8 protein-coding genes are annotated in these 14,053 nt (G+C 54.1%); all 8 read left to right on the top strand.

All coding sequences use genetic code 11. From position 1 onward, the window contains the following. Positions 1-732 precede the first annotated feature (732 nt). The 8 genes from ACFRJ9_RS15845 (at position 733) to ACFRJ9_RS15810 (ending at position 14,003) form a co-directional block, all read left to right on the top strand. A complete protein-coding gene (locus tag ACFRJ9_RS15845; RefSeq protein ID WP_377669760.1) occupies positions 733-1,170 on the top strand; it encodes a hypothetical protein in 438 nt (145 codons plus the stop codon). 621 nt (positions 1,171-1,791) lie between these two features. After that, positions 1,792-4,272, top strand: coding sequence for a type I restriction-modification system subunit M (locus ACFRJ9_RS15840; RefSeq protein ID WP_377669758.1), 2,481 nt, complete (start codon positions 1,792-1,794; stop codon positions 4,270-4,272). A 2-nt stretch (positions 4,273-4,274) separates the two neighbouring features. Next, positions 4,275-5,411, top strand: a complete 1,137-nt coding sequence (locus tag ACFRJ9_RS15835; RefSeq protein WP_377669756.1) for a restriction endonuclease subunit S — start codon at positions 4,275-4,277, stop codon at positions 5,409-5,411. Positions 5,412-5,448: 37 nt separating this feature from the next. Next, a complete protein-coding gene (locus ACFRJ9_RS15830; protein WP_377669754.1) occupies positions 5,449-8,547 on the top strand; it encodes a type I restriction endonuclease subunit R in 3,099 nt (1,032 codons plus the stop codon). Further along, positions 8,534-9,253, top strand: a complete 720-nt coding sequence (locus ACFRJ9_RS15825) for a M48 family metallopeptidase (protein WP_377669752.1) — start codon at positions 8,534-8,536, stop codon at positions 9,251-9,253. Before ACFRJ9_RS15830 ends, ACFRJ9_RS15825 begins: the two co-directional genes overlap by 14 nt. Before the next feature lie 2 nt (positions 9,254-9,255). Beyond that, positions 9,256-10,311: a DUF1837 domain-containing protein gene (locus ACFRJ9_RS15820; protein ID WP_377669750.1), complete on the top strand. Its 1,056-nt coding sequence runs from the start codon at positions 9,256-9,258 to the stop codon at positions 10,309-10,311. Then, positions 10,311-12,998, top strand: a complete 2,688-nt coding sequence (locus ACFRJ9_RS15815) for a DEAD/DEAH box helicase (RefSeq protein ID WP_377669747.1) — start codon at positions 10,311-10,313, stop codon at positions 12,996-12,998. Before ACFRJ9_RS15820 ends, ACFRJ9_RS15815 begins: the two co-directional genes overlap by 1 nt. A gap of 282 nt (positions 12,999-13,280) precedes the next feature. Continuing rightward, the gene (locus tag ACFRJ9_RS15810; RefSeq protein WP_377669745.1) at positions 13,281-14,003 is read left to right on the top strand and encodes a hypothetical protein; all 723 of its coding nucleotides are present in this window, start codon (positions 13,281-13,283) and stop codon (positions 14,001-14,003) included. Positions 14,004-14,053 lie beyond the last annotated feature (50 nt).

Raw genomic sequence — 14,053 nt, 5'->3', positions numbered from 1 at the left:
TTGCGAAGTCCTTGACTGCTGCAAAAGGGAGTCTCATAATGCACTGCAAAGGAGGCATATGAGGGATGCTGACGACGAGAAACAGCTGAAAGCACGAATTATCGAATTCCTTGGCGCGAATACTCGGAATGGTCTACACGGGACGAACGGGCCGAAGGTATCGGTGAACCTCGGCAATGGGCATTTGCTCGATATCCAGTACGTCGAGGATGCCGTCAGCGCGCAGAGCCGGAAAGACATCTCGTCGTATGTCAATGTGCTTTGTCAGAGCAGGGTCGCCACTCTTGCCTTGAAGCCCTCTGAGCTTCTGAAGCTTCGTGCCACACTATTGTTGGGGCTCGGGGAGGCCCGGCACCTCACTTCAGATGACCGCCGGGTGGCGCTTGCACGTACCTACCGGGTGTATGTTCCATCAGGAGGGAAACCTCTCGAGGCATCAGTTCAGAGACAGCTACCAAAAGGTGCGACGAGTCGAACGCGAGGAAGTCCTTGCCACCGTCGCTGGCATCATTGTGGAGAACGTCAAGAGCCCAGAGGTTTCGATCGCCACAGTTGGCTCAAAAGCACCCTGGACCTACGAGATTGTCGAGGCGCAGGATGAGTACGTCTATCCCGCCAGAGCTGAGGGACAAATTCGCACGGTCATCCGAAGGCGCACGATCCGACCGACCGACCGTTCCCGCACTCACGGATTTCCGGCAGACGTACACTGATCGCACTCCGGGTGGGGCGATGCCGGAAGTCCAGAACGTCGGACAAGGTCAGCTCACGATCGAGAACCTCCGCGACTACGAAGAGAACGGCGTCCCCGGCTACCGCTATGACATTGTGGTTACCTTTCCACCACTCCCACTCGGAGAACCTCTCGAGGTTGCCTGGCTGCTCACCCATCGACTCACCCATCGGGATCAGTGGCGACCCAGTAGCGTGCATCGCGTCCACCTAACTCCGGCAGTGCCAATAGGGAAGCTGTCAATCAGCGTCCGCTTCACTCCGCCCGAGATCCCAGAAGAAATCTGGCGTATCGACAACATCCCGCCTCAGAACGTCCTTCAAGCGCAGGCGCGGGGCGAAGCCCTCACGCCGAGCCACAACCGGGTACAGGCGAAATGGGAGGACATCACGTTGGGCCGTACTTGTGGCATTGTTTGGTACTGGCCAGACACATAAACTGAGCGTAGCTAACCAGGCCAAGCCCGCAGGAGCCACCATGGAACTCATCCGAGGAAACCTTGCCATTCGGGCGCTCCTCTGCGGTGGCCCTGGAGACACCAGTGGCGATGAGAGCGGAGGGTCCGAGGGAGACGGCGACCACCCGTGAGATGCTTCCCTGCGGCGATGAGCGTGGTTGGGGCCTCCTTCCTAGTCAGTGCCCGCCTATTGAGAGCAAGCATATGAGTCGGTAGTTGTTGAAGCTGCGGGCACGGCGTCCAGGTGAGCAAACTGATAGTGTCCAGCTGAGCGTCAATTGAAGGACGTAATGCACCCGCGCACCGTCCCTCTCGAAAATCAGGCTAAGCGCGCCCATGGCTTCGACGACCGGATTCGCCGTCTATTGCCCGATTGGAACCACCGACCTAGTGGCGATAAGACAGTAGTCAAGTGCCTCATGGACCTACTAGATATATGCCGATTGTGGTATACTTTAGGCCAGTTAGCGGGCCGTGGTTGAGGCCTCTCCCCACCCGCAAACCTACCTAGCTCGGCCGGACTTCACCTGATTTGTCGCAGCTCCCCGGTAGATTGAAATCAACACTAAGTAGCTACCGTCGTGTGGCTGGAGACTGCCGCATGACAACTTCAACTGAATCAGCATCAAAGCAAGGGGTACGCGCCGTGGCGCTTAAGAAATCGGATCTCTACAGCTCACTTTGGAAGAGCTGTGACGAGCTACGTGGCGGCATGGACGCCAGCCAATACAAGGACTACATCCTCACGATGCTGTTCGTGAAGTACGTCTCCGATAAGGCCAAGACTGACCCCAACTCTCTGATCGATGTCCCTGTCGGCGGATCCTTCGACGACATGGTGGCCGTCAAGGGCGACAAGGAGATTGGCGACAAGGTCAACAAGATTATTGCCAAACTCGCCGAGGTAAACGATCTTCAAAAGGTCATCGACCTGGCCGACTTCAACGACGAGGAAAAGCTTGGCAAGGGCAAGGAGATGCAGGACCGGCTCTCAAAGCTAGTCACTATCTTCCAAGAACTCGATTTCCGTGGCTCACGCGCTGAAGGCGACGACCTGCTCGGTGATGCCTACGAATACCTGATGCGTCACTTCGCCACCGAATCAGGCAAATCCAAAGGGCAGTTCTATACGCCAGCTGAAGTTTCGCGTGTCATCGCCCAGTTGATCAGCGTCAATCCTGACACCCCACGGTCCGCGACGGTCTACGATCCAACCTGTGGTTCGGGCTCATTACTTCTAAAGGTTGCCGCCGAGTCACGCCACGGGATGTCAATTTACGGCCAGGAAAAGGACAACGCGACCTGGGCGCTCTCAAAGATGAACATGATCCTGCACGACAACGCGATCGCAGATATCCGCAAGGGCGACACGATCACGAGCCCGCAGTTCACGAACGGCGATAGGCTCGACACATTTGACTTCATTGTGGCCAACCCACCGTTCTCAATTAAGTCATGGAGCAACGGACTTGAGAACGAGTTTGGACGCTTCGAATATGGCATGCCACCGGAAAAGAACGGCGACTATGCGTTCCTACTGCACATCCTGAAATCCATGAAAAGCACAGGCAAAGCCGCCGTTATCCTTCCTCACGGCGTTCTGTTCCGCGGAAATAAGGAAGCCGACATCCGCAAGCAGCTTCTGAAGCGTGGCTTTATCAAGGGCATCATCGGTCTGCCCGCCAACCTGTTCTACGGCACGGGTATCCCCGCCTGCATTATCGTGCTCGACAAGGAGAACGCCCAGGGACGTTCTGGGGTTTTCATGATCGACGCTTCCAAGGGCTTTCTGAAGGAAGGCAACAAGAACCGCCTCCGCTCCCAGGACATGCACAAGATCGTCGACATTTTCACCAAGCAGCAGGAGGTCGAGCGCTATTCGCGCATGGTGCCGCTTTCTGAGATTGGCAGTGACGCCAATGACTTCAACCTCAATATCCCGCGCTACATCGATTCCACGGAGCCTGAAGACATCCAGGACCTTTATGCGCACCTGCATGGTGGTATCCCGAACCGCGACATTGATGCCCTGAGTGCCAGCTGGGACGCGTTCCCGTCACTGCGGCAGCAGTTGTTCAAGAGCGCAGGACGTGACGGATATAGCAAGCTGACCGTCGATATCCGCGACGTACACCAGGCCATTCTGGGTTCGGAGGAGTTCGCCGGATTCTCTGACAACGCATACGTTGAACTTGCGACCTGGTACGCCGCTCACCATGCGGCGCTTGAATCGATCGACGAGAACACGAGGCCCAACGATCTAATCGCCGAGCTGGGCGACGACCTGCTCGTACGCTTTAGAAGCAAAGCACTCCTGGACGAGTACGATGTCTATGAAAAGCTCATGACGTACTGGCACAGCACGATGCACGACGACGTCTTCCTGGTCATGAACGAAGGGTGGCTGAATGCGGCCAAACCACGAAAGGCCATCGAAGACAAAGACCGGAAGATCTCCGAAACACCCGACTTAGTGGTCGGTGCCGGCCGGTCGGCTACCAAGTACAAGATGGACCTCATACCGCCCGCTTTGATCGTGAACCGCTACTTCACGAAGGAGCAGGCCGACATTGACCAGTTGACTGCCGTCGCAGACGACGCCGCACGCCAGATCGACGAGTACATCGAAGAGCACTCCGGGGACGAGGGGCTCCTCGCCGATGCCATGGACGACGGCAAGATCAGCAAGGCCCTAGCCGCTACACGCCTCAAAGAATCCAAGCGTGAGCACGGCGACCCGGAAGAGATTGAAGCCCTTGAACATCTGACCAAGCTCTACAATGGCGAAGCAGCGGCCAGGAAGCTTACGAAGGACGCTCAATCCAAACTTGATTCCACAGTCCTCGTCCAATATGGCAAGTTGACAAAACGGGATGTGAAGGAGCTTGTTCTTTATACCAAATGGCAGCCGGCAATCGCCGGCGGTATCGACGGTGAAATTACAAAGCTGGCCCACAATCTTGTGGCCCGAATCAAGGAACTCGGCGAACGGTATGACGAGACCGTACATGACCTGGAGACTGAGTTTGAACGGCTAAACGTCAGAGTTGCTCAGCACCTCGCGGCGATGGGAGTGGAGTAATCGTGGCTGCGGCCTTGGACTGGACCACTACCGATCTGGGAAGTGTCGCCACACTTCACCGTGGGTATGACCTTCCGGGACGCCTCCGCGTTGAGGGACATATTCCTATCATCTCCTCTTCCGGCACTACGGACTGGCACAATCAGGCGATGGTTTCCGCGCCTGGCGTAGTGACAGGTCGATATGGGACTATCGGCAACGTCTTCTATGCCGAATCAGATTACTGGCCCTTGAACACGACGCTCTACGTTTCAGATTTTCACCAAAACGAGCCGAAATTCGTTTACTACATGCTACAGCGAATCGATTTCGATTCGCATAAAGGAAAGAGCGGCGTCCCTGGGGTTAATCGAAACGACCTCCACGGGCTCTCGGTCGTCATTCCAACGTCTCCCGCGGAACAGAAGATCATAGTCGCAGCCCTATCTGACGCAGATGGTTTGATAGATTCACTGCTTCGTTTGATTGCAAAAAAAGAAGCTGTTAAACAAGGCATGATGCATGAGCTATTCCGCACGGAGAATGAATGGCCAAAATCAAGGCTTGCCGAGATAGCGGACGTTATTGACCCCCACCCTAGTCATCGAGCCCCTGCCGAGTATGCAAATGGAATTCCATTTGTTGGAATCGGAGACATGAACCTAGACGGCAGCTTTGCTAGCGACAATGCTCGACGTGTTTCACCTGAAATACTCCTCGAGCATGCGGCAAGATACAGGCTAAGTGAAGGTTTGATTGGACTAGGTCGCGTTGCGTCAATCGGCAAAGTAGTCCGCCTACCACTTGTGGATGGAAGCTGTGTAGTTTCACCTACTTTGGGTATCATCCGTCCCAGAAATGTTGACTTTGACTTCCTGTATTACACACTATCTACTGTCCCAGTCACGAATCAGTTTGGAAAAGTAATGAGTGGATCCACCCGTGCGTCTGTGGGCATGGAAGTACTACGAAAGTTGGCGGTCCCGCATCCGGACTCCCGGTCAGACCAACAGAGAATTGGTGCCATGCTCGTGGACATAGATAGAGAGATCGAAATTCTTCATAACCGTCTCCGAAAAGCGAAGTCGATGAAACTTGGCATGATGCAAGAACTCTTGACGGGCCGCACGCGATTGCAGCCGGTGGAGCCTTCGGCGTGAAGTCCGTATCTGAATGTTATTTTGGGGGGAATGAATCATGAGCACAGTCGGACAGATTGAACGTAAAACACAAGACCGCGTTGTCAACCTGTTCCAGCGTGAGCTTGGATACGAGTATTTGGGCAACTGGGAGTACCGCGAGAACAATTCGCACATCGAAGTCGGCCTACTCGAGCAGAATCTGCAGGCACGCGGTTACGACGCCGGTCTGATCAACAAAGCCATTGAGCAGTTCAAAAAGACCGCGTCGCTGGGCGGCGGCCGCAACCTCTACGAAGCTAACCACGAGGTCTACAACCTTCTCCGCTACGGCGTGAAGGTCAAGCCCGGTATCGGCGAACAGACCGAGACGGTCTGGCTAGTGGACTGGCACAACCCCAAGGCGAACCACTTCGTTGTAGTCGAAGAAGTATCGATCAAGGGTGAGCACACCAAACGACCGGATGTCGTTCTCTACGTCAACGGCCTGGCGCTTGGTGTCATCGAACTCAAGCGCTCAAAGGTTGCTGTCTCCGAAGGTATCCGCCAGAACATCGGCAACCAGAAGAAGGACTTCATTCGTCCGTTCTTTTGCACGGTGCAGCTGGTCATGGCCGGCAACGATGTCGAGGGACTGCGGTACGGTGTCATCGATACAGCTGAGAAGTACTGGCTTGAATGGAAAGAGCCGTCCGACATCGAGGAGCCGCTCGATCGTGCGCTCGTTCAGATGTGTTCTAAGAACCGATTCCTGGAAATTATCCACGACTTTATGGTGTTCGACGGCGGTACGAAGAAAACTTGTCGCCACAACCAGTTTTTCGGCGTCAAAGCCGCTCAGGATCGCATCGCCAAGCGCGAAGGCGGCCTTATTTGGCATACCCAAGGTTCGGGCAAGTCCCTCACTATGGTGTGGCTGGCCAAATGGATCCGCGAACATCAGACGCGCGGCGACAGCCAGGCGCGCGTCCTCATTATCACCGACCGTACTGAACTGGACGATCAGATCAAGCGAGTCTTCAGTGGTGTCAATGAGGAAATCTACCGCACGAAGAGCGGCGTCGATCTTATTCGTTCGCTAAACAGTAATGATCCTTGGCTGATGTGCTCGCTCGTGCACAAGTTCCGCGGCGCCGATGACGATCAAGCACAGAACGACGCCGATGGCGACTTCATCGCCGAGCTCAACTCTAAGATCCCGGCTGGCTTCTCCGCTAAGGGCAATCTGTTCGTCTTTGTCGACGAAGCCCACCGCACCCAGTCCGGCAAAATGCACAAGGCTATGAAGCAACTGCTGCCTGGGGCTATGTTCATCGGTTTCACCGGTACCCCGTTGCTGAAGGCGGACAAAGCAACCAGCATCGAGACTTTCGGTAGCTTCATACACACCTACAAGTTCAACGAGGCCGTCGAGGACGGCGTAGTACTCGACCTACGCTACGAGGCCCGCAATATCGACCAGGATCTCATCTCATCATCCAAAATCGATCAGTGGTTTGAGGCAAAGACCAAGGGCATGACTGATCTTTCCAAGGCTGAGCTCAAGAAGCGCTGGGGCACGATGCAAAAAGTCGTCAGCTCCGAGCCTCGGTCCAAGCAGATCGTCAATGACATCCTGCTCGACATGGAGACAAGGCCGCGTCTCATGGACAACCAGGGCAATGCCATGCTCGTTGGATCCAGCATCTATCAAGCGTGTAAATTCTACGAGATGTTCTGCCAGGCCGGATTTAAGGGCAAGTGCGCCATCGTCACGAGCTACATCCCTCAGGCCAGCGACATCTCCAAAGAGGATTCAGGCCACGGTGCAACTGAAAAGCTGCGCCAATACGACATCTATCGGCAAATGTTGGCCGATCACTTCGAAGAGCCGGCCGACCAAGCAGTGACGAAGATCGAGCAGTTCGAAAAGGAAGTCAAAGACCGCTTCATCAACGAGCCCGGCCAGATGCGCCTCCTGATTGTTGTCGACAAGCTGTTGACCGGCTTCGACGCGCCAGCGGCGACATACCTGTACATCGACAAGAAGATGCGCGATCATGGCTTATTCCAGGCCATCTGCCGCGTCAACCGCCTCGACGGCGACGACAAGGACTACGGCTACATCGTTGACTATCAGGACCTCTTCAACTCACTGGAAGACGCCATCACGGACTACACGTCTGGAGCACTCGACGGTTACGAGAAGTCCGACATCGAGGGGTTGCTCAAAGACCGCGTCCAACAAGCACGCGAAGACCTTGACGAAGCCCTCGAACGCATTCGCGCGCTCTGCGAAGCAGTCGAACCACCCCAGGGAACACTTCAATATCAGCACTACTTCTGCGCGCCGGAACAGGGCAACGCCCACCAAATCAAGAACAACGAAGCCAAGCGCGTCGAGCTCTACAAGTCCGTGGCTACATTGGTTCGTACCTACGGAGCCATCGCCAACGACATGGCCGAGGCCGGATACAGTGCGACTGAAGCTGCAGCTATTGCCAAGGAAGTCACCCACTACGTCGCTGTGCGTGATGAAGTGAAACTCGGTGCTGGTGAGAATGTCGACTTCAAGCAATACGAAGCCGGCATGCGATTCCTGCTCGACACTTACATCCGGGCCGATGCATCTGAAGTCGTCGTCGACTTCCAGAATGTCGGGCTCGTTGACCTGATTGTTGAACAAGGGGCGGCTGCGATCGACAAGCTCCCTGCCGGGATCAAGAAGGATCCAGAAGCGGTCGCAGAAACCATCGCGAACAACATCCGCAAAGTCATCATCGATGAGAACGCGATGAACCCTAAGTACTACGAGAGCATGTCTACACTTCTCGACGCCATCATCGAGCAACGCCGCAAGGGCGCCATCGATTACAAGGAATACCTTGAGCAGCTGATCGCCCACGCCAAGAAGGTTGGCTCAAAAGAGTCTGACACTGTCTACCCTGCCTGGGCATCAAACGGCGCGCAGCGTGCCATCGTCGACTTCGGCTGGCCAGATCCGGCCACTCCGATCCAGGTCGACACCGCGATCATGACCGGCAAGCCGCACGGTTGGGTTGGCAACACGTTCAAGGAGAAGGAAGTGGCGCGAGCAATTCGTCGTGTCCTACCGGCCGACTTCGACCGTTTCGATGAGCTCTTTGATTTGGTAAAGGCCCGAAATGAGTACCACTAGCGCCTACCTTACCGTTTCCGGGATCGATGTCGACGTCATTTATAAGAACATCAAGAACCTGCATATCGCCGTCTACCCTCCCCTCGGCCGGGTGCGCGTTGCGGCGCCTGAGCGACTCGATGACGATGCCATCAGGATTGCTGTCGTGCAGCGACTGCCGTGGATCAAGAGACAACGTGAGCAGCTTCGCAGGGCCGTGCGCCAGACCGAACGCGAAATGGTTACAGGAGAATCCCACTATGTTTGGGGCCAGCGATACCGGCTAAAGGTCGTAAACGAACCTGGTCGGATTCGATTTGATGTCACCGGCAAGCGTCTGACCTTGCACGCCCCCGAAGAAAGTACTTCGGACACTCGTCGCGAAGCAATGGACGAATGGTACCGCGCTGCACTTAAACACGAGATTCCTGAACTCATAGCCAAGTGGCAGCCGATCATTGGGCGCGACGTTGGGAAATGGACTGTGCGCCGCATGAAAACGAAGTGGGGTAGCTGCAATCGCGAGTCCGCACACATCTGGTTTAATCTCGAACTCGGCAAGAAGCACCCGAACTGCCTCGAATACATCATCGTCCATGAGATGACACACCTTCTAGAGCGCAATCACAACGAGCGCTTCACTGAGTTAATGGACCAGTTTTTGCCCGACTGGCGAGCACGTCGAGATTTCCTAAACCAGAGTCCTCTCAAAGAGGAGAAATGGTAGTCATGGAGGAATCGCAACTTGCAGCTCCCGAAATCGAGATACCAGAATCGGTACCCCTTCAGCTCAGCCTACGATCGTCCGACATTGACCGCTTCACAAAGCTGTTTTACGAGCCGGAAGCTCTTATCGTTGGAAAGAAGGCAGGTATTCAACTTCACGTCCTACGGATTGATAGCGGAGAGTTCGCGCTTGCCGAGCTCTACGAGTCATTGGCCGATGCATCGATTACCTATGCCCTGTCCAGGACCAACGCCGCCAAATATTTTGCTGATCCTCGAGTCTCCATCGTTAACAAGGTAAAAGAAAAGTTCCGCCTTCCAGAGCTTAAGAGCGGCGAAGGCGGAGAAGTGCTGCTGTACACTTTTCTTGAAAGTCATCTTGTCGCCCCTAAGCTGCTATCCAAATTGGAGCTCAAGACAGCCAATGATGATTATGTGAAAGGTGCCGACGGGATACACCTGCGTCAATCCAGCACAGAACTGGAACTCATTTTTGGTGAGTCGAAGATGCACTCGGACGGTAAAGGCAAGCCGGGATCTAGCCTTCAAACCGCGATTGCGGACGCCTTCAATTCTATGGCGACGCTTCGAGACGGCCGGTTCAGCACAGACAAGTGGCTCGTCGAAAACAACTTACTCAAGGAAGCGTATGACGAGACGACGGTAGATGCCCTGGCAGCGGTGTTACTTCCAGACACTTCATCGGCCCTTAAGACCAGGAAGTCCTTTGGCGTATTTCTAGGATACGAAATCGACATCTGCGAGTGGCCGCTGATCGATCTTGATCACGAGGAAATTGAAAGCCGCATTCGAACAAAGGCGCGAGAACTAGTCAGCGAGCGCATCGACTACATTCGACAGCAGATCACCAACAACGGTCTGGGCGGTTACGAATTCCACTTCTACATGGTGCCGTTCTTGAAACAAAAGACGAAAGAGGGTGTACGCGGGATTAAGGACGTTAGGTTCACTCTCGCGAAGGAGCTTTCCGGGAAAGAGCCAAAGCCCCCAAAAAAGACACCCTCGCCTCAACCCGCTGAACACAAGGATGATGCCTGATGGCGAAGACAATTGGTACCGGCCTCAGCGAACGGATCGTCGCGTCCGAAGGTTTCGTTGGTAGTTTCCGTCAGCTTGAACGGCTTTGCGCAGAGACCTTTCTCCTCGGCTCCGGAGGCAACTTTTCAGCAGAAGTATCGGAAGAACTCGACGTGCCACGGCTGCTGCGATTCGCCGACATCCTCTCCCACTCCGAGTTTCCCCTACATAGGGAGCTCTCGTATACGGTCATCGCTCTCCTGCACGAGCTCCTTGCTACTGACACTCTGGACCCCGACTTGGAAGCGACAGTGAGCGGCTTTACTGAAGCCATCATGATTGAGCTTGGCAACTTTCCGGCGATAAAGACTCTCAGGCGCCGAAGCGAGCTCGAGTTGGTACCTCCACAGTCCAAGGAGGTGACTAGAGCCCTCAAGCATGCAATCCAAGAGACAAGTCAGGGCGACGCGGTATTCACAGACGCGCAAGCGACCATAGTTCGCAGCTTGGAAGGAGCCAGCTTCTTCAGCTTTTCCGGGCCAACATCGCTTGGCAAATCCTTTATCATCAAGGACACACTGTATGGCCTAGTTCAAAAGCCCGAAATCGCAAATCGTTCCATCGTGGTGCTCGTACCGACAAAAGCGCTCATCACGCAAACGGTGGCTGACCTTCGGGATGTTCTGGCCGACCTACCGGACGTGCATGTCTCTCCCCACCCTCAATTGTCCTATTTCCTTAGGAAGCAGTTTTCCCGCACGGTCTTCGTCTTCACGCCGGAACGGCTACTAAGCTATCTCCCTGAGGCACCAAGAGAGATCGACTATCTGTTCGTTGACGAAGCCCAGAAGGTAATTTCAGAACACGACACTAGAAGCCCGCTCTACTATCACGCGATTAATGAAACGCTTCGAAAGTTTGCCACGAAGCTTATCTTCGCTTCCCCAAACATCGACAATCCTGAAATCTTCCTGCAGCTGTTTCAGAAGTCCTCGGAGGGTTCCGTAGCCGTCCCCGAACGTACTGTGAGCCAGAGGCGTTATCTTGTGGACTTCGTTGATCGGAAAGTGAGCCACTTCGAGCAGCACTTTGGTACCGCGGACAACGAGTACCCGGTTCCTCCCCAGTGGTCTAACAAGTTTGACGTGGTACGCGAGCTGTCTCGCTCCAATCAGAGCATCGTATACATCAACAGTGCCCGCGGTACGGTTACGGGCGCTTGTGAGTTTGCCGAGAGTCTTCCGGACAAAACCGACCCGCGACTCGACGCTCTCGCTACCTTCGCTGCGGAAAATGTTCATGAGGACTACTACCTCATCCGATGCTTGAAGAAGGGCGTGGCATTTCATCACGGCAGGATGCCCCAGGACTTGCGAGATAAAATTGAAGAACTGTTTTCTCTCGTCAACTCGCCACTCCAATTTGTGTTCTGCACGTCAACGCTGCTGGAAGGGGTGAACCTCCCCGCAAAGAACATTTTCGTGCTGAGTGATCGACACGGCCTGAAGATGCTTACGCGGCTCGATTTCGAGAACCTGATTGGACGCGCAGGTCGGCTGACTTACGACTTCTCGGGCAACGTTATTTGCATACGCGATAGGGCATCGGCGTGGCATGGAACGACTCGGGAGCTAATCCGCGGGTCGGGAACCCATAGGGCTGAGAGTTTCCTAGTAAACCCACGCAAAGGTCGGAAGAAGGAGTTCACCGACATCGAGCGAATCTTGACCGGCAAACCCTTACCCAAAGGACGGTCAGAGGAAGCCCGCAAGGCGACACAACAGTACGCTTCTATCCTCACGTTGCACGAGCTCGACGGACAGTCCTCTCCACTGAAGGACTACTTCATCGATCGGATCCCCAACGCGAAAGACATCCTGAAGAAGGTGTCACTTTCGGTAGCAGTACCTCCGGACATTCTTCGGAGCACGCCCGACATCCCCTCTATTTCACAGGATGGTGTGTGGAATCGTATGAAGGCGGACCCAGCTTCCGCTCGGCTAGTACCTACCGACGCAGACCTAACCAAAACCTCCACCTATCTCAGTGTTCTGTTGCGCCTCTATTCCGAGTATGACTGGAACGGGCAAGAGTCAGTTGGCTCAGACTCCCTGGTTCCTAAGTGGAAAACTTCAGCGGATCCAATCACAGCCAGGTTGCGATACTGGGCCAACCTCACGCGGAACTGGACTAGCGGAAAGCCCCTCAATCAAATCATCAAGGGCTCGATCCGCTACTACGAGAGGAACGGCGAGATAACCTTCCGCGATTTCGAGTCCGAGACGACCTATACGACTGAACCCTTCGTCAAGTCTGATCCTCGACACATCAACCTGGTGATCGAGGAGACTCTTCTCGACATCGAGGTCGGTCTTCGCTTCAAGATCATGCGCTACCTACAGAATCACTATGAGTTGGCCCGGCTGGCGGTCGGCGAGGAAGATGCGGGCATCAACCTAGCTAGTCTCGTGGAGTATGGAACTTCCAACACCGTCGCCATCGCATTGCAGGATGCTGGGCTGTCCCGAGCCGCTGCGCTCAAAGTCGCAACCGACTTCGGAGAATTTGTGGATGTATCAGACGATGGCGACCTGATTGATCTGAAGATAAACGAGCTCATCAATGCTGCCGCGTCCGAACCGGAAGTGCTGGATGAGTTGATCGAGCTTTTTCCGCGTCACCCCATGTCCGAAGAAGTGGCCGAGTGAGCAACCATGGGAAGAGACTTGAGGTTATACCCTAAGAATGCAAGCAAGGCTGACTTAGTATCTCTCATTAAGTCATTCGACAAGATACAAACGAGCAGTCATCTGTGGGATTGGCCAAGAGGCACGAAGCATTTTTTCTGGTTTGATGATACGGATTACATGTCCACTGCCGGCGTAGAGATAACAATATTCCCAGTTCGAGACAGCGAACGAAGCTTAAGTCATAGCGAGTGGGCAATACACGTACGGAACACCTACTCCGCCTCCTGGCATGATGTGGAGATGTTAAACAAAATTCTTCGCACGGGACGTAAGAAGTTTGGTGGTGACATATTCGGAGATTATGGCAAAAATAGGTATGCGCCACTTTGGGAAGACACCTCAACTCCAATAAGCCGAGGTTTTGCGTGGGTCTACAGGATGACTCATGGCAACATCGGTTCAGTTTCATATGCGCTACCTAACGAGCTAGACCTCGGAAAAGGCGATACAGAACTGGACAACATACTTAGCTCCCTTGATCCGACTCGAGTTATCTACAATGCACTTGTACCCTTCCTTATATCCATGCTCGAGTTTTATCTCAAAAATACATTTATCATTGCACTTAAGTACGATTCAACCGCACAGGACAAGGTTGAAGATTTTCGACGAGAAGCAATCGCTGTAGGTGCATCGAGCGAGAACATCACCGAGGAATCAATTGCAGACAGCATTTCATTTCAGGATCTACGCAATGTCAGAAAAGCCTTTAGGAAGTGGCTCGCAGTAGATGTCAAGCAACCACTGACCCTATCGACAACCACACCCGAGGAGTCTTTATGGCGGCGCTTGGATGATCTCATCAAGTACCGTCATGATATTATTCACCGAATGGGCGTTGATACAAGCTTGAGTCGCAGCGACTTTTTAAGGCAGACTCAACTCATAGAAGAATCGCTCGATGTATTGCTAAAGACTTTCGCTGATAAGTATCACATAGATATCGAGCAAATTAAAGGTTAATGTCTCGAGTGAGTGTTCGATTGCGATACACAGCTCCGAGAGCTTAGCAG

It is taken from the genome of Paenarthrobacter sp. NPDC056912 (genome assembly GCF_042786555.1).
Taxonomy (GTDB): domain Bacteria; phylum Actinomycetota; class Actinomycetes; order Actinomycetales; family Micrococcaceae; genus Arthrobacter.
The sequence above is the reverse complement of the archived record's forward strand: the minus strand, read 5'-3'. Positions and strand labels throughout refer to the sequence as shown.

What these genes read in the sequence shown, in the direction of transcription:
- ACFRJ9_RS15810 (WP_377669745.1), top strand. Translation starts at nt 13,281, where the DNA reads ATGTTAAACAAAATTCTTCGCACGGGACGTAAGAAGTTTGGTGGTGAC.
- ACFRJ9_RS15840 (WP_377669758.1), top strand. Translation starts at nt 1,792, where the DNA reads ATGACAACTTCAACTGAATCAGCATCAAAGCAAGGGGTACGCGCCGTG.
- ACFRJ9_RS15845 (WP_377669760.1), top strand. Translation starts at nt 733, where the DNA reads ATGCCGGAAGTCCAGAACGTCGGACAAGGTCAGCTCACGATCGAGAAC.
- ACFRJ9_RS15815 (WP_377669747.1), top strand. Translation starts at nt 10,311, where the DNA reads ATGGCGAAGACAATTGGTACCGGCCTCAGCGAACGGATCGTCGCGTCC.
- ACFRJ9_RS15825 (WP_377669752.1), top strand. Translation starts at nt 8,534, where the DNA reads ATGAGTACCACTAGCGCCTACCTTACCGTTTCCGGGATCGATGTCGAC.
- ACFRJ9_RS15830 (WP_377669754.1), top strand. Translation starts at nt 5,449, where the DNA reads ATGAGCACAGTCGGACAGATTGAACGTAAAACACAAGACCGCGTTGTC.
- ACFRJ9_RS15820 (WP_377669750.1), top strand. Translation starts at nt 9,256, where the DNA reads ATGGAGGAATCGCAACTTGCAGCTCCCGAAATCGAGATACCAGAATCG.